Annotated in this window: 10 protein-coding genes, 2 tRNA genes and 3 rRNA genes; 4 read left to right on the forward strand and 11 right to left on the reverse strand. The window is 40.4% G+C overall.

Going from position 1 to position 17,201, the window contains the following annotated elements:
• Window positions 1-19 precede the first annotated feature (19 nt).
• Both P3T75_RS09970 and P3T75_RS09975 read right to left on the reverse strand, forming a co-directional pair.
• The gene (locus P3T75_RS09970; RefSeq protein WP_206904319.1) at window positions 20-550 is read right to left on the reverse strand and encodes a pyrophosphohydrolase domain-containing protein; all 531 of its coding nucleotides are present in this window, start codon (window positions 548-550) and stop codon (window positions 20-22) included.
• Between the two features lie 40 nt (window positions 551-590).
• Window positions 591-1,430 (reverse strand): Cof-type HAD-IIB family hydrolase, encoded by an 840-nt coding sequence (locus tag P3T75_RS09975; protein WP_230711386.1) that lies wholly within the window; start codon window positions 1,428-1,430, stop codon window positions 591-593.
• Between the two features lie 168 nt (window positions 1,431-1,598).
• On the opposite strand from P3T75_RS09975, the gene P3T75_RS09980 reads away from it, so the two are divergent.
• Entirely contained in the window at window positions 1,599-2,567 is a 969-nt protein-coding gene (locus P3T75_RS09980) for an asparaginase (protein WP_282461483.1), read from the forward strand.
• A gap of 128 nt (window positions 2,568-2,695) precedes the next feature.
• Here the strand turns inward: P3T75_RS09980 and P3T75_RS09985 are convergent, their stop codons facing one another.
• From P3T75_RS09985 to P3T75_RS10010, 6 genes are all read right to left on the reverse strand, one after another.
• Window positions 2,696-3,430: an acyl-ACP thioesterase domain-containing protein gene (locus P3T75_RS09985; protein WP_206904327.1), complete on the reverse strand. Its 735-nt coding sequence runs from the start codon at window positions 3,428-3,430 to the stop codon at window positions 2,696-2,698.
• Between the two features lie 189 nt (window positions 3,431-3,619).
• On the reverse strand, window positions 3,620-4,453 hold the full coding sequence (locus P3T75_RS09990) for a fructosamine kinase family protein (RefSeq protein WP_282461484.1): 834 nt from the start codon (window positions 4,451-4,453) through the stop codon (window positions 3,620-3,622).
• 16 nt (window positions 4,454-4,469) lie between these two features.
• Window positions 4,470-5,252 (reverse strand): tyrosine-protein phosphatase, encoded by a 783-nt coding sequence (locus P3T75_RS09995; protein WP_282461485.1) that lies wholly within the window; start codon window positions 5,250-5,252, stop codon window positions 4,470-4,472.
• A gap of 260 nt (window positions 5,253-5,512) precedes the next feature.
• Window positions 5,513-6,841, reverse strand: a complete 1,329-nt coding sequence (locus tag P3T75_RS10000) for a C1 family peptidase (RefSeq protein WP_282461486.1) — start codon at window positions 6,839-6,841, stop codon at window positions 5,513-5,515.
• A 243-nt stretch (window positions 6,842-7,084) separates the two neighbouring features.
• A complete protein-coding gene (locus P3T75_RS10005; protein ID WP_282461487.1) occupies window positions 7,085-8,077 on the reverse strand; it encodes an acyltransferase family protein in 993 nt (330 codons plus the stop codon).
• Between the two features lie 230 nt (window positions 8,078-8,307).
• Window positions 8,308-8,381 (reverse strand) — tRNA-Asn (locus P3T75_RS10010).
• A gap of 133 nt (window positions 8,382-8,514) precedes the next feature.
• Between P3T75_RS10010 and P3T75_RS10015 the strand changes: the two genes are divergently transcribed.
• The 3 genes from P3T75_RS10015 (at window position 8,515) to P3T75_RS10025 (ending at window position 11,793) form a co-directional block, all read left to right on the forward strand.
• A complete protein-coding gene (locus tag P3T75_RS10015) occupies window positions 8,515-9,735 on the forward strand; it encodes a serine hydrolase domain-containing protein (protein WP_282461488.1) in 1,221 nt (406 codons plus the stop codon).
• Between the two features lie 205 nt (window positions 9,736-9,940).
• Window positions 9,941-10,013 (forward strand) — tRNA-Thr (locus P3T75_RS10020).
• Window positions 10,014-10,317: 304 nt separating this feature from the next.
• A complete protein-coding gene (locus P3T75_RS10025; protein WP_282461489.1) occupies window positions 10,318-11,793 on the forward strand; it encodes a C69 family dipeptidase in 1,476 nt (491 codons plus the stop codon).
• Between the two features lie 71 nt (window positions 11,794-11,864).
• On the opposite strand, the gene rrf is transcribed toward P3T75_RS10025, so the two are convergent.
• From rrf to P3T75_RS10040, 3 genes are all read right to left on the reverse strand, one after another.
• A 5S ribosomal RNA gene (gene rrf, locus P3T75_RS10030) occupies window positions 11,865-11,980 on the reverse strand.
• 78 nt (window positions 11,981-12,058) lie between these two features.
• Window positions 12,059-14,972, reverse strand: a 23S ribosomal RNA gene (locus tag P3T75_RS10035).
• Window positions 14,973-15,207: 235 nt separating this feature from the next.
• Window positions 15,208-16,767, reverse strand: a 16S ribosomal RNA gene (locus P3T75_RS10040).
• The 16S, 23S and 5S rRNA genes sit together here, the layout of an rRNA operon.
• Window positions 16,768-17,201 lie beyond the last annotated feature (434 nt).

The raw sequence follows: 17,201 nt of genomic DNA on the forward strand, positions 1-17,201 counted from the left end.
AAACGTAACCCAACAGGAATTAACTTCCTCTTTGGGTTACGTTTTTTTGCCGTTTCAGTTCTGCTTTTATTTTTTCTTCTGGAGCATAATTTTCTTGCCAACTTGCTGGTTTTAATACCTTGTTGGTGATGGGATCATAATGGGGTTTGCCATCTGGAAAAAGTTTATTCATATTGGCGTCGTGCACAATTTCCATCATCGGTTGCGGGTCAACTTTCATTAAAGCAAATGAGCCGTAAGTTAAATAAAGTAAATCAACCAATGCATCCACCTGGCCTACTAATGGATCTGAATCAGCTTGGGTTTTAGTAGCTCGTTTTTGCAATACTTTTTCTTGTGCCGCATCAATGGCTTCATGTAATTTCTCAATACTACTTACAAAGTCACTGGAATTATCCTTTGTACTTTCATAGAGAAATTCAACTAATTCTTCTATTTTAAAACCAGAGCGAAAAATTGCTTCCGTCGCTGTGAATGCCGTCGGTTTTGCGGGGATGCGGGGATCAAAAATTTGGTGAAATTCCGTTGCCATTTCATAGGGGTTTTTCATAATTTGTCTGCCTCACTTTAGCTATCTATTAAAAATCTTCTTACGAAATAATATGATAATAGCGCAATGCTTGCGCAATGCCATTGTGATTATTCGTATCAGTCACATAATTAGCAGCTTCTTTAGTAATTCGCTTGGCATTGCCCATCGCAACTCCGACTCCTGCGCCTTTGATCATAGAAATATCGTTGTAATGATCACCAAAAACCATCGCTTCAGAAAGCGCAATGCCTTTATGCTGCAAGAAAACTTCAATCCCTTTTAATTTTGAACCACCCTTTGGCACAATATCAACCGAAAAAGAATTGGAACGGTGAAAACCACAGTCAGGTAATTCTGTTTTTAAAAGTTCTGTTTCAGATTCTGGGCTCAACATCATACATTGATAGATTGGCTGATTTAAGATTGTCATTTTTTCATAGTGATCATCTTTTTTATAAAAGCTTAAAACCTGCATAACATTTTGCATCGCTTTAACGGGGAATTTGCTGGGAATAAAACGCGCCAAGCGCTGAACAACAGCTGACTGCCCCAAGCGCATAAGACGACTGCCAGATACAACATTGCGGGTCCCAAAATTAATCGAACGATTATGAGTGTCAGCAAAACGCGTCACTTGTTCTAAAACTTCTGGTTTAAAAGACTGGGCATAAATGGTTTGCTTCGGCGTATAAACTAATTGGCCATTATAGGTGACAAACATATCTAATCCAACATCACCTAATAATTCTTTGACTTTTACGGGATCACGTCCCGTTGCTACGCCAACATATATATTTTTTTCTTGCGCTTTTTTTATCGCATCTTTACTACTAGCCAAAACCTTTCCATTATCTGCTAATAGTGTTCCGTCAATATCAAAAAAAATTGCTTTAATCATCTTTTTTTCCTTTTCATTTTACTATGTTTTAGTTTACCATACTGCTTCAAAATTGCACCAATTCTTAGAAGAGGAAAATCTAATTTCTGACTAGTTTATCTCAAAACAATCAGCTACAATAAACACTGTAAATCTTTTATTACTATTTAAAGTAAGGAAGGAAAAATCATGAAGAAATTACTTGTTTTGCATACAGGTGGCACCATTGCCATGAAAGAAGACCATTTAACGGGCGGCGTTAGTCCTGATGTGGCGAATCCTTTAATGGATGCTAATTTAGAAATTCCTGCTGACGTAGAGTTAGTAGTAGAAGATATCTTTAATTTACCTAGCCCTCATGTAACACCAAATGAGATGTTACAACTAAAAGAAAGGATCCAAGATGCCAAACTTAGCGGTTTTGATGGTGCTGTTATTACCCATGGGACAGATACATTGGAGGAAACGGCATTTTTCTTAGATACCACAATTGGAAATTTACTACCCATTGTCATCACGGGTGCCATGCGTTCTAGTAACGAACTTGGTAGCGACGGCCTATATAATTTTTTTTCGGCTATTCGCGTAGCCGCATGCAAAGAAGCTAAAGAAAAAGGTGTCCTAGTGGTGATGAACGATGAAATTCATTCTGCTCGCTATGTTACAAAAACACATACAACCAATGTCGCTACTTTTCGAACCCCAACATTAGGTCCTGTCGGTTTAGTAACAAAAAGTCGGATTATTTTTATGCAAGAGGTTTTACCTGCCACCCATATTGATGTGGACAGCGTCACGGGGATGATTCCAATTGTTAAAGCTTACGCCGGCATGCACGGTGACTTATTTGAAGCATTGGCCCATAGTAATATTGATGGTTTAGTTATTGAAGCTCTTGGTGCAGGAAATTTGCCTCCCGACACGATTCCCCCCCTCAAAAAATTATTGGCGCAATCAATCCCAATTATTTTAGTCTCCCGCTGCTTTAATGGTATCGCCGAAGCGGTTTATGATTATGAAGGTGGTGGCGTTCAGTTACAAAAAATGGGCATTATTTTTGCTAATAGTATCAACTCGCAAAAAGCCCGCTTAAAATTACTTATTGCCAAAAACCGGCAGCTTACTACTGCCGAGTTAAAAAATTTTATTGAAAACTAATCCTCTTTAGGCAATAAAATACGTCAAACTTATTCTAGCAGTACATTTAAATAAAATTTTACTAACCCTAACTTTTACAGACACATAAGACCTGTGACAAAATTATTGCCACAGGTCTTTTTTTACTTTTATTTTTCTATCCAACTGATATTGGCTTCACAATAAAGTTGTGTACCAATTTTAATTTCGTGACGACTTTCAATTGTGTCTTCTGCAATAATTTCATAATGACTCATGACTTCATTGCCGTATTCTACTTCTTTGTCAAAGCGGATATTTACTACTTGTGGGACATGGGTAGTCAAAAAATCAAAGCCCAATACATCAATCATCCAGTTAAAATACATCGCGTTATTCACGTGTTGATTACTATCGATGTCGTAAAATCTGACTCGATAAGGCAGGCTCTGGCCATTCGTTACTTTTGTAATAGCTGGGAATCGTTTAATACGTTTAATTTTTTCACTTTCAAAAGGGGCAATAATTTCTTCTGGCACGCTAGCCATTTTACGATTTTTTATATCCATTAAGACAAATACCGATTCAATCATTAACAATTCGTTGCCTTTTTCATCGTAAAACCAAAAATTTCGATAACAAAAATACTTGTTATACTCCATTGCCTGTGTCGCAATTTGAATAACTTCTCCAACCTTTGGTAACCGATTGATTTTAAAATGATAATTGGTAATCACCCAAGTCAGTCCAAATTGATGAACAAATTCTGCACTACGATTCAATGTATCACTTTGTTCTTCTGATGTCTTAATCGCAACCCCAATCATTGCGGGAAATGTCATTGTTTGATTTACATCACACTCGTAATAAGCGACTTCATGAGTGCGCGTATATTTTACTGCCACAAAAAATTCCTCCTAAATTGAAACTAGCCTTAAAAGCGATAAATTTTAGTCCAAGTTATCTTCTAAAGGGAGTAAAACTTTTCCCTCTATAAAGTAGCGCTAACTTTAAAAATATAAATTCAGCGATTACGCGATTACTTGTACCTGATTGTTGAAACTTCTAAGTCAAAATTAATTTTTTCTCCGGTTTTAAAAAGCTTGTAAAATTTCATCTACTTGCTCACCATAACTTTCACCAAACTGATTTAAATGAACGAGTAAATAATATAGTTGATAAATCGGCTGTCGCTGTTGCCAGCCCTCCTCTAAGGGAAATAAATCTTCATACGTCGCGATAAACTCCTGACGAAAACCACCAAAAAGCTGGCTCATAGCAATGTCCATTTCCCTGTCTCCATAAGAGACTGCAGGATCAATAAAAACCGGCTTACCCGTGGTATCAAAAAAGTAATTGCCACTCCAAAAATCGCCATGTAATAAACTAGGCATAACCTCGCGTTTTTGCCACGCCTGGTAAATATGTTCTTTTAGGCGTAAGTAGTACTCTTCTCGTTTGAGATTCCAAACATTGTGCAATTTAGCCAACTCTACTTGTACATCTAACCGACAAGTTAAAAAATAATCAACCCAGTTATTTGTCTGGGCATTTACTTGTGGCAAGACGCCAATATAATTATCTTCGTAAAAACCAAATAATTCTTGCGTATGATGATGAATCATGCTTAAAGCAGCCGCTAATTCTTCTTGGGTACCTTCTCCTGGTTCAATCCATTCCATGACCAAATAAGAACCTTCTGCCGTCTGTCCCCAATTATACACTTGCGGCACACGGATGAAGTCTGTGAGTTCTTTTAAGCCATTGACTTCTGCTTGAAAAAAAGACTGGTCAACCCCAGGATGAAATTTTAAAAAGTAATTATTTTCCGCAGTAATAATCCGGTATGATTGATTGACATCCCCGCCGGCAATCGGAATCGCTTTACCATCTATAGCCAAGGAATCTAAGATTTCTTTTGGCAGCATCTTCATCGCCCCCTTTTTATTTGATTAAATACAATTTTTGTAAGTCTTTTATTTCCCCTTCAGTAAAACCAAGTCCTGTTTTGACGTAATTTTTTAAACTACCGTAATGTTCTCTGGCAGCTGTATAACTTTCCTTTAAATAAAGAGCATCAGCTTTCATCAAGTCTTTAATCCCAGCTACTAATAAGTCTGGCGCCCCTTGTTCTTTGGCTTTTTTTACCATAGCAGATATCCGCTCATTTAAATAGTGATTGGTGGCTAAATAATCTGCCATAATTGTCTGGGCATCTACTTCTAATAAATCCAATACTAATGCCGCACCAAATCCCGTCCGATCTTTACCGGCAGTACAATGAAACAAAACACTCGTATTTTCTGTGTCGTTTTCTAATAGAATTTGCAAAAACTTGCGGTATGCTGCTTGGGCATGCTCATCTTCAATAAAATGACGATAAACTTTAATCATTTGCGCTTTGGCGGTCATTCCCTGTTCCAATTGCTTTAATAACTCTTTGGGTGAAATGGAGACTTTGGTTTCATCATGACCAAAAACCGGTAAAAAATATTCTGCTGCTTGGGGAATTGTTTTATCCGGTGCTTCTGTGGCTTCACTCGGTGAGCGAAAATCCACGACATCTTTTACGCCGTATTGTTGCAATTTTTCTTGATCGTTGAATGACAATTCAGATAAACTTGCACTTCTGATGACCTTGTTCATTCGGACAATACCATTAATAGCCTTATAGCCACCTAAATCGCGGACATTGGCTGCTTTTTCTAATTGAATAATCTGTTCCATTTTTTTCTGCCTCCTCTAAAGACAGGGATTTCCCTTGCGTCTATTTAATAAAAAGTATAACAGAAAAATCAAAGTGGCGTATTTATTTTCCTTTCCGGTAAAAGAACTTCTGCTATAAAAGAAGTAATAAAGGTTCCTTCTTCTAGCTTTCATAACAAAAAGGACTTATGATTGCCAACAATTGTCCACAATCACAAGTCCTCTTCTACACTAATCGTAGCTTAGTCTTTGTTTAACACTTCTATGCAAGAAAATTACGCTTATGCCAAAGCGCCCATTGGGTCCCATGGTGCCAAAACAGTTGGTGCTTTTTCATAAGCGGCCAATTGTTCTGGTGATAATAAATCTTTGCGAACGACGATTTGATACGTGTATTCGTCCATCCATTCATCACTCATTACAAAAAAGCCCTTTGTTCCAACTTTTTCACCCCAGCTATTTTCAACTTTCCATTTTGTTGATTGGCCAGCTACTAAATCAACACCTGTTAAAACCATGGCATGCGTCATTAAGCTTTCGCCATAATCTAGGCGTTGGGCTTTTGTCATAGTAAAATCGATATCAAATAGATCATTCATATCATAGGCATCTAGTGCCATAATTCCAGAATCTCTTGTTGAAGATTGACCTACGTCACAGCCAAACCAGACAGACTCTCCTTGCTCTAATTGAGCAATTGCCAATTTTTTAAAAGTAGCCATATCAACGTTTAAATATTTTACTTCTTTGCCTGCCACTACGTTTCCTAACATTTCCACCGTATACGACTGGTTGTAGGGTTTATCTGCAGTTGGTGCATTGATAATGCTGACATAGTCATTTAAGTTAACCCCAACATATTTTTCATAAAAACTTTGGGGCGTTAAATTTTGATCCAGATGATAATTTTTTTCTTCATCACGGTATTCAAAATCAAATGTTTCTGGTGGATTTCCTAAAGAAATCGCCAAAAAGTTATAAACTTCTTCCAACATTTTTTCTTTAACACTTTTAATTTCTGCTGCATCTTTTCCTTGGGCTACCAAGTTGCGTAGCGTCACCGCATCTTTACGTAATTTTTTGTTTAAATAATTGTTCAAATCACGAGAATTAGAAGAATTGCTACTTTCAGGCATAGCTGTTTTAGGAACGACGCCGTATTTTTCAAAAATAGAAACGATCATATCCCATTGCCCACCATCTTGTTGTGGTGTTTGCAATAAAAAGGCCACTTTACGGCTATTTAAATCTTCTGTTGCAGTCGCTAAAATATTTTCATAAAAATAGTTTGCTTTTTCATACTTATCCCAGAAAAAAGTGTAGTTTTGGGATAATTCAAAATCTTTTAAATTAAAAGCATTCAACATTTTATGGCGGAAAGTGTTTAGTGCAGCAAACATCCAGCAACGTCCTGATTGCATTTGATTTGCAACTTTCCCAGTGGCAAGATCAACAGAAAAGACTGGCACGTTATTTACGTGCGCGCTCATATTTTCTGCTGAGGCACTGATCCCATTTTTTACTACACCTCGTTGTAATGCGTTTTGCTTATTATTTTCTTTAAAGGCAGCAGCAAATTTGGCTGTCAATTCTTTTTTAATCGCTGACATTTTCTTCATCCTCTCGATTGAAATAACATACTTTTTCATTCTACCCCTGACAATTGAAAATTACAACTGATGTGAAAATTCTGACAAATCAGTTTGCTTTTATGATACAAAAAAAGACAAAAGTTTCAACCTCCCTTCATTAAACACCAAATTGAATCCCGCAATCTTGGTCCTGTACATAGAGTACTTTGGTATTTTGCAAAGTAGAAGGGTAACTTTTGTCTTATTTTTTATTCGCACCTTTTAGCCGTATTTTTTTAACGCCTTCTTTTGAATTCCTACTTTAACTTTAAGGTACAACTGCTGCCATTTAGAAGCTGCAAGTAAAAATGTTAAAAGGATACTAAAAAGAAGTACCCCGATAAAACCCATAATTCCCAAATTAATATCCGCAATATTTAGTGCCCGCAGCCCTTTTACGATAAAACCTTGTAATAAATAGACAGTTAACGTGTTTTTCCCCAAATCTGTATAAAAGGTCCTTTGTCTTGGCACGAGTAAGAGAAAAGACAGGATCCCAACAAATCCCAATATCATTACTAATAAACGAACAAAAGCTCCCAGTTGGGGCGCACTTAAAAAATCTTCATAAGGTTTTGAACCAAAAACTAAATACTTATTAAAGGTTTCAAATTGATTGATAAAAGCAAAGATACTCCCAAAACCAATTAAAGCTATGGAATAGCGGTGGTGTTTTCGAATTGCAACTAGTTTTTCCCACGAGAAATAATGACCAATTAAAAAGAAGGGTAAAAAAACAAAGGTGCGCTGCATGGCAAGATTACGATCAATAAATGGTAAATATCCCACAATTAAAGCAAGTATGGTACCAATGGTGAGTGCCAACCAAGGAGGCATTTTATTAAACAAGCCCAATGAACACTGCCAACAAAAAAGGCTGACTAAAAACCACAATGACCAATTGGGGACAAGAACATCCCAGGAAAAACGATTTTCTAATCCTATTAAGGCATAATAACTGGAATAAACCAATTGAAAAATCAGGTACGGGAGTAACGTCTTTTTCATTACTTTCCCTACTTTTCCCTTTTGCAATCCTTTCGAAAAATAGCCCGCAATCAAAATAAAGGCAGGCATATGAAACATAAAAATAAAATAGTACAGATTGTGATAACCTTGCCAATCTTCAATAAAAGGTTCCAATAAATGGCTAAATACCACCAAAATCATCAAGATAAACTTCGCATTATCAAAAAAAGCCATACGCTGCTTCATAACGCTCTCCTTTTTTATTTCATAGCTTAATTGTAACCAAAACTTGATTTGTGATGCAATTAAAAGGATAGCAGAGAAAACTTAAAGTTATCTTCAATTTGAATATCATTTACTTAACAGCTTTTTTACGAAAAAGACAAATACTTTACCTATGTTTTCAACTGTGCCAACAGACAGAAATTAGCCAATGAAGAACAAAAAAACTCTCGATTAAAAAATCGAGAGTTAAACTCCGGCAGTAGGACTCGAACCTACGACATCATGATTAACAGTCATGCGCTACTACCAACTGAGCTATGCCGGAATAATGTAATATTATGATAGCAATACTTTTAAATTTACGCAAGATAATTTTAAAAAATTTCTCCAGTTTTTTTAAAATACTTTTCTTTTCGCTCAAAGACGAGTAAAATGAATTGAATTTTGGAGGTTGAATTATGCGCGGACGTCATTTTAAGAATAAGAAAAAAAGATTGATTTATCCTATATTATTTTTGTTAATCTTCACTTTATTAGGCTACTGGCTGTACGGCAATCGACATAATCTCTTTTTTGCTACGGCTAGTACCACCGAGGCTAGTAAAGAAGCAACAATTGAAAGTAGCACCACCGAGCAGCCTGACCCTGAAAATGATCCGACTATCACCACGCCTCTTGCTGCGAATGATTATCAAAATCTAGATAAAGATGTTTTACTTGCCAGCAGCGATAACTATGATAATAGTTTAAAACTGGGCAACTTTGTCGGGACGGCGCTGATTGTAAAAAATGGGCAGATTATCTTGCACCAAGGATATGGTTATCAAAACTTTGCTGAACAAAAACGAAATAGTATTCATTCACTTTACCAAATTGGTTCTGTTCAAAAAAGTTTTACCGCTACTCTGATTTATAAGCAAATTGAAGCGGGCCGCTTAAGTCTAGAGACACCTTTAAGTCAGTTTTTCCCGCAGGTTTTTGGCAGTGAAAATATCACAATTCGTCAAATGCTACATATGACGTCAGGACTTACATTGTCAGAAATTCCTTTGACTGTGACCAATGAAGCTGAAGTTGTAAATTTTGCTGTCAATGATGCACAGTTAAAATACAGTGGCCGTTTCTTCTATTCTCCGGTCAATTATGTCTTATTAGCTGGTATTTTACGCCAAATTACCCATACTAGCTATGCACAACTTGTTGAAAATACTTTTAAGAGTCAATTAGGCCTTAGACAATTAGTCACCTATCCAAATTGGTATCAAACTGCTAATCATACCGTTTCTTATGGCGGTAAAGATGCAGCTGATTATAATCAAATCGTGACAGAAAAGACTGGGCAATTTGTCCGTGAATTAGGTACAGGTAATCTGGGCATGACAGCTGGAGATTTATATTGGTACTATCATCAGTTACTATCCGGAAATTTAGTAACGCCAGATGTTTTGAATGCGGCATGGCAGAGAGAAACCAAAGCAACTTATACTGGTGGACAGTATGATAAGGGCATGTACCTGCGAGCAAATGGCATGATTGCCTCCCAACATTGCATGGTACTTATTAGTAAAGATGGCAATGATGCCGTTTTTCTTTTGAGTAATCACGGGAATGTAACAAACTATCAAACCTTGATCGCTAACCTCTACACTGACTTAACCGGCGTATCGGCTAAGTTTTAAAAATCTTATTTTTAATAGCTAACAGCAACTCTTCTACTGCATGAGTTGCTGTTAGCTTTTCTAATTTTGAAACATGTCATGACCTTAATAAACTTTATCGATTATACCCAATCACGTAGCGTGACTAATTTATCAGCAAAAATTATTGACTTTATGATTTTGCTTAGCTATAATATTTCTTGTGCTTGAAAGAAATAACAATTTTGCCGCCTTAGCTCAGCTGGTAGAGCACCACCATGGTAAGGTGGGGGTCGCCGGTTCAAGCCCGGCAGGTGGCTCTTCTAAGAACCTTGATATATCAGGGTTCTTTTTTTATTTACAATTCCTTCAAGCTAGATAAAATGACATAAACTAATAATAATTTATCCCGCAGAAAAATATAGTCTGTTAACTTTTTAATTTTTTTAGTTTTTATATAGTTAAATTGTCGCTATATTCACAATACTATTACAATTATAAAGTCTAATCATTGTCTGCTAATCTATTTGCTTTTTCTTTCACAAAGGCCTCGATTTTAATTGTAATCGTATACATTTATTGTTATGCTCAATTCGTAAAAAAGAATAAGAGGAGTGAAAAAAAATGTTCAAAACAAAATCGTTGAAGAAATTGGGAATAACTTTGGCAATAACGGCCGCATCCTTAGCCATCTCTTCAACAGCAAATGCTTGTACAACGGTTTTAGTAGGAAAAGATGCCAGTAACGATGGCTCAACAATGATCGCCCGCAATGAAGATATGGGGACTGCTTGGGCCAAACACTTTGTCATTCGTCAAGCTAACACAAATCCGACTAATTATGTTTCTAAGGGAAATAAATTTGCCCTTACACTACCAAGCAAACAATTAAAATATAGTGCCACACCCGAATGGGATACTAGTGAGGGCCTTTACGAGGAAGCTGGAATTAACAGTGCTAACGTTGCCATGAGTGGTACAGAATCTGCTACCACAAAAGAAAAAGTATTAAAACTAGACCCGTTAGTTGAAAACGGCATTGCAGAAGATTCAATTGTAACCGTTGTCTTGCCTTATATTACTTCTCCTAAAGAAGGTGTTGCACGCTTAGGGAAAATCGTTGAAGATAAAGGCGCTGCTGAGGTAAATGGGGTAATTTTTTCAAATAAAGAAGAAATTTGGTATATGGAGATTGTTTCTGGACATCATTGGGTAGCCGTTCGCGTACCAGATAATCAGTATGCTGTCATTGCCAATACCCTGACGATTGGGGACATCGATACAACAGATCAAGGAAACGTTCAAGTTTCAACCGGCTTAAAAAACTTTGTTGAGACGAATAAACTCGCAAAAAATTCCGAAAAATTCTCTGTCCGGGATATTTTTGCAGATACAAAAGAAGATGCCCAGTACAATTTACCACGAATGTGGGACGGACAACGGATGCTGACGCCATCTAAAAAGAAAAAAATCACCGATACAGATTTCAATCTATTTGAGAAACCAGATGAACCAATATCTTTTGCTAAAGTTGCATATATCCTAACCCTTCATTTCAACGGGACAAAATACGACACCATGACAGGCTCAAAAGCTGATAAATATCGGCCGATTTCAGTACCGAATACGATGGAGTCTCATATTTTACAATTTCGTAGTGATGTTCCTGAAGAATTAAGTGGTATTCATTGGTTGGCATTAGGTGTGACAGATACAAGTAATTATGTCCCATTTTATAGTGGTATTACCAAAACGCCTGCCTATTATCAAGCAGGGACTGATCTTCCAGATGGAAATTCTGCTTACTGGACTTATCGCGTAACAAATATTTTAACAAAAACAAACTATCAAGAATTTAAAACAAAAGAAACATTACCGCTACGCCAAGAAGTACGTGACTATTTGGCAAAACAGGTAGCAAAAACCGATACAGAAGCTAAACAAATTATAAAAGATACTCCTGATAATCTTCCAACTTATTTAAATGAGCAAACTGAAAAATTTGCGAAGTACTCTTTGGAGAAATACAAAGAATTAAATAAACAACTACTTGTTAAAATGACCGAACTAACCCCAACAAAACACAATGACAATCTCTAATACCAGATAGTTGTTTCTATTTACAATTTTACTATAAAAAAGCCAAGTCAAACTGACTTGGCTTAATATTTGCGTGGCGACGTCCTACTCTCACAAAGGGAAACCCTTCACTACAATCGGCGCTAAGAAGCTTAACTTCTGTGTTCGGCATGGTTACAGGTGTATCCTTCTCGCTATCGCCACCACACTATTTAATTAAGTGAATTTCATTCACTCAAAACTGGATCTTGAAGTTTTTCAAAACTCTTCCGAGTTTTCTTTTACTTTGGTTAAGTCCTCGATCGATTAGTATCAGTCCGCTCCATACATCACTGTACTTCCACTCCTGACCTATCTACCTGATCTTCTCTCAGGGATCTTACTTTCTTTAAGAAATGGGAAATCTCATCTTGAGGTGGGCTTCACACTTAGATGCTTTCAGCGTTTATCCCTTCCCTACATAGCTACCCAGCGATGCCTCTGGCGAGACAACTGGTACACCAGCGGTAAGTCCATCCCGGTCCTCTCGTACTAAGGACAGCTCCTCTCAAATTTCCAACGCCCGCGACGGATAGGGACCGAACTGTCTCACGACGTTCTGAACCCAGCTCGCGTGCCGCTTTAATGGGCGAACAGCCCAACCCTTGGGACCGACTACAGCCCCAGGATGCGACGAGCCGACATCGAGGTGCCAAACCTCCCCGTCGATGTGGACTCTTGGGGGAGATAAGCCTGTTATCCCCAGGGTAGCTTTTATCCGTTGAGCGATGGCCCTTCCATGCGGAACCACCGGATCACTAAGCCCGACTTTCGTCCCTGCTCGACTTGTAAGTCTCGCAGTCAAGCTCCCTTCTGCCTTTACACTCTGCGAATGATTTCCAACCATTCTGAGGGAACCTTTGGGCGCCTCCGTTACCTTTTAGGAGGCGACCGCCCCAGTCAAACTGCCCATCTGACACTGTCTCCCACCACGATTAGTGGTGCGGGTTAGAGTGGCCATAACACAAGGGTAGTATCCCACCATTGCCTCCTTCGAAACTAGCGTCCCGATCTCTACGGCTCCTACCTATCCTGTACATGTGGTACAGACACTCAATATCAAACTACAGTAAAGCTCCATGGGGTCTTTCCGTCCTGTCGCGGGTAACCTGCATCTTCACAGGTACTAAAATTTCACCGAGTCTCTCGTTGAGACAGTGCCCAAATCGTTACGCCTTTCGTGCGGGTCGGAACTTACCCGACAAGGAATTTCGCTACCTTAGGACCGTTATAGTTACGGCCGCCGTTTACTGGGGCTTCAATTCGTACCTTCGCTTACGCTAAGCACTCCTCTTAACCTTCCAGCACCGGGCAGGCGTCAGCCCCTATACTTCATCTTTCGATTTTGCAGAGACCTGTGTTTTTGATAAACAGTCGCTTGGGCCTATTCACTGCGGCTGACCTTGCGGTCAGCACCCCTTCTCCCGAAGTTACGGGGTCATTTTGCCGAGTTCCTTAACGAGAGTTCTCTCGCTCACCTTAGGATTCTCTCCTCGACTACCTGTGTCGGTTTGCGGTACGGGCCGTTGTCTTCTCACTAGAAGCTTTTCTCGGCAGTGTGACATCAGAAGCTTCGGTACTATTATTTCCCTCCTCATCACAGCTTGTCCTTATAGAAATAAGCATTTGACTCATCTCAAGACTTACTGCTTGAACAGACATATCCATCAGTCTGCACTTCTTAGCCTCCTGCGTCCCTCCATTGCTCAAACAAATACAACGGGTACAGGAATATCAACCTGTTGTCCATCGCCTACGCCTATCGGCCTCGGCTTAGGTCCCGACTAACCCTGGGCGGACGAGCCTTCCCCAGGAAACCTTAGTCATTCGGTGGACAGGATTCTCACCTGTCTTTCGCTACTCATACCGGCATTCTCACTTCTAAGCGCTCCAGCAGTCCTCACGATCTACCTTCAACGCCCTTAGAACGCTCTCCTACCAATACACCTTCGGTGTACTCCACAGCTTCGGTAGTATGTTTAGCCCCGGTACATTTTCGGCGCAGGGTCACTCGACTAGTGAGCTATTACGCACTCTTTAAATGGTGGCTGCTTCTGAGCCAACATCCTAGTTGTCTGTGCAACCCCACATCCTTTTCCACTTAACATACATTTTGGGACCTTAGCTGGTGGTCTGGGCTGTTTCCCTTTCGACTATGGATCTTATCACTCACAGTCTGACTGCCGAATATAAATGAATGGCATTCGGAGTTTATCTGAATTCGGTAACCCGAGATGGGCCCCTAGTCCAAACAGTGCTCTACCTCCATCATTCTTAACTTCGACGCTAGCCCTAAAGCTATTTCGGAGAGAACCAGCTATCTCCAAGTTCGTTTGGAATTTCTCCGCTACCCACACCTCATCCCCGCACTTTTCAACGTACGTGGGTTCGGTCCTCCAGTGCGTTTTACCGCACCTTCAACCTGGACATGGGTAGATCACATGGTTTCGGGTCTACGACTACATACTCATTCGCCCTATTCAGACTCGCTTTCGCTGCGGCTCCGTCTCTTCAACTTAACCTCGCATGCAATCGTAACTCGCCGGTTCATTCTACAAAAGGCACGCTATCACCCATTAACGGGCTCTAACTTGTTGTAGGCACACGGTTTCAGGATCTATTTCACTCCCCTTCCGGGGTGCTTTTCACCTTTCCCTCACGGTACTGGTTCACTATCGGTCACTAGGGAGTATTTAGCCTTGGGAGATGGTCCTCCCGGATTCCGACGGAATTCCTCGTGTTCCGCCGTACTCAGGATCCTCCTAGGTGCCTTCCAAATTTCGCCTACGGGGTTTTTACCCTCTTTGACTGACTTTTCCAAGTCATTCGACTATCTGAAAGAACTACCATATTGGAGTCCTACAACCCCAAGATGCAAGCATCTTGGTTTGGGCTGTTCCCTTTTCGCTCGCCGCTACTTGGGGAATCGATTTTTCTTTCTCTTCCTGCAGGTACTTAGATGTTTCAGTTCTCTGCGTCTACCTCGTATACGCTATGTATTCACGTATACGTAACATCCTATAAAAGATGTTGGGTTCCCCCATTCGGAAATCTCTGGATCATAGCTTACTTACAGCTCCCCAAAGCATATCGGTGTTAGTCCCGTCCTTCATCGGCTCCTAGTGCCAAGGCATCCACCGTGCGCCCTTATTCACTTAACCTTATAAGACCTTACGGTCTGGTTTTGAGCAGTTCTTCTAGCGATAGAAACTTACTCAAGAAAATAAGCAATTGAACTTATTAAAAAACTCATTCAACGCGGTGTTCTCGGTTTGTTTTGATTTTTTTCTTCAAGTATCCAGTTTTCAATGAACAAAATAAAATGTTTGAGAGTAAACCTCTCAAAACTGAACAAAGACAAGTTACAAACTGTGTAGTTTCCGTAATATTCCTTAGAAAGGAGGTGATCCAGCCGCACCTTCCGATACGGCTACCTTGTTACGACTTCACCCCAATCATCTATCCCACCTTAGGCGGCTGGCTCCATAAAGGTTACCTCACCGACTTCGGGTGTTACAAACTCTCGTGGTGTGACGGGCGGTGTGTACAAGGCCCGGGAACGTATTCACCGCGGCGTGCTGATCCGCGATTACTAGCGATTCCGGCTTCATGTAGGCGAGTTGCAGCCTACAATCCGAACTGAGAGAAGCTTTAAGAGATTAGCTTAGCCTCGCGACTTCGCAACTCGTTGTACTTCCCATTGTAGCACGTGTGTAGCCCAGGTCATAAGGGGCATGATGATTTGACGTCATCCCCACCTTCCTCCGGTTTGTCACCGGCAGTCTCGCTAGAGTGCCCAACTAAATGATGGCAACTAACAATAAGGGTTGCGCTCGTTGCGGGACTTAACCCAACATCTCACGACACGAGCTGACGACAACCATGCACCACCTGTCACTTTGCCCCCGAAGGGGAAGCTCTATCTCTAGAGTGGTCAAAGGATGTCAAGACCTGGTAAGGTTCTTCGCGTTGCTTCGAATTAAACCACATGCTCCACCGCTTGTGCGGGCCCCCGTCAATTCCTTTGAGTTTCAACCTTGCGGTCGTACTCCCCAGGCGGAGTGCTTAATGCGTTTGCTGCAGCACTGAAGGGCGGAAACCCTCCAACACTTAGCACTCATCGTTTACGGCGTGGACTACCAGGGTATCTAATCCTGTTTGCTCCCCACGCTTTCGAGCCTCAGCGTCAGTTACAGACCAGAGAGCCGCCTTCGCCACTGGTGTTCCTCCATATATCTACGCATTTCACCGCTACACATGGAATTCCACTCTCCTCTTCTGCACTCAAGTCTCCCAGTTTCCAATGACCCTCCCCGGTTGAGCCGGGGGCTTTCACATCAGACTTAAGAAACCGCCTGCGCTCGCTTTACGCCCAATAAATCCGGACAACGCTTGCCACCTACGTATTACCGCGGCTGCTGGCACGTAGTTAGCCGTGGCTTTCTGGTTAGATACCGTCAAGGGATGAACATTTTACTCTCATCCTTGTTCTTCTCTAACAACAGAGTTTTACGATCCGAAAACCTTCTTCACTCACGCGGCGTTGCTCGGTCAGACTTTCGTCCATTGCCGAAGATTCCCTACTGCTGCCTCCCGTAGGAGTCTGGGCCGTGTCTCAGTCCCAGTGTGGCCGATCACCCTCTCAGGTCGGCTATGCATCGTGGCCTTGGTGAGCCGTTACCTCACCAACTAGCTAATGCACCGCGGGTCCATCCTCAAGTGACGCAAAAGCGCCTTTCAAATACTAAACATGTGTTTGGTATTGTTATGCGGTATTAGCACCTGTTTCCAAGTGTTATCCCCCGCTTGAGGGTAGGTTACCCACGTGTTACTCACCCGTTCGCCACTCCTCTTTTTCCGGTGGAGCAAGCTCCGGTGGAAAAAGAAGCGTTCGACTTGCATGTATTAGGCACGCCGCCAGCGTTCGTCCTGAGCCAGGATCAAACTCTCATAAAAAGTGTTTGAACAGTCATAGACTGTTAAGCTCAAATAAAAATTAACTTTGCTAGCTATTGCTTGCATGTTGTTTGCTTCTATAAAAGAAGCGCCCTACACATTGGTTCGTTTGCTTGCTTTGTTCAGTTTTCAAAGGTCTACTTGCAAAGTTAAATGTATTTATCTAACTTGCAGTTGGTTGCTTTTTGAAATGTTTCAGCAACTCTTATATATTATCAGCTGACTTGATTTCTGTCAACTATTTTTTAAAAAGTTTTAAAAACTTTTTGAAATGATATTTCAGAAGTTCGCCGCTCATCAAGCAACTTCGTTAGTTTAACAGTCGTTGTAGCAACTGTCAACAACTTTTTTCAAAAATGTTTCAAGTTGTTTTCAATCGTGTGACTGCCTTGCCAACGTTGATTAATTTACCACTTTAAGAAGTTCAGGTCAAC

The organism is Enterococcus montenegrensis, assembly GCF_029983095.1.
GTDB lineage: Bacteria > Bacillota > Bacilli > Lactobacillales > Enterococcaceae > Enterococcus_C > Enterococcus_C montenegrensis.

What these genes read in the sequence shown, in the direction of transcription:
- P3T75_RS10005 (WP_282461487.1), bottom strand. Translation starts at nt 8,077, where the DNA reads ATGAAGCAGCGTATGGCTTTTTTTGATAATGCGAAGTTTATCTTGATG.
- P3T75_RS09995 (WP_282461485.1), bottom strand. Translation starts at nt 5,252, where the DNA reads ATGGAACAGATTATTCAATTAGAAAAAGCAGCCAATGTCCGCGATTTA.
- P3T75_RS09980 (WP_282461483.1), top strand. Translation starts at nt 1,599, where the DNA reads ATGAAGAAATTACTTGTTTTGCATACAGGTGGCACCATTGCCATGAAA.
- P3T75_RS10015 (WP_282461488.1), top strand. Translation starts at nt 8,515, where the DNA reads ATGCGCGGACGTCATTTTAAGAATAAGAAAAAAAGATTGATTTATCCT.
- P3T75_RS10000 (WP_282461486.1), bottom strand. Translation starts at nt 6,841, where the DNA reads ATGTCAGCGATTAAAAAAGAATTGACAGCCAAATTTGCTGCTGCCTTT.
- P3T75_RS10025 (WP_282461489.1), top strand. Translation starts at nt 10,318, where the DNA reads ATGTTCAAAACAAAATCGTTGAAGAAATTGGGAATAACTTTGGCAATA.
- P3T75_RS09990 (WP_282461484.1), bottom strand. Translation starts at nt 4,453, where the DNA reads ATGCTGCCAAAAGAAATCTTAGATTCCTTGGCTATAGATGGTAAAGCG.
- P3T75_RS09970 (WP_206904319.1), bottom strand. Translation starts at nt 550, where the DNA reads ATGAAAAACCCCTATGAAATGGCAACGGAATTTCACCAAATTTTTGAT.
- P3T75_RS09975 (WP_230711386.1), bottom strand. Translation starts at nt 1,430, where the DNA reads ATGATTAAAGCAATTTTTTTTGATATTGACGGAACACTATTAGCAGAT.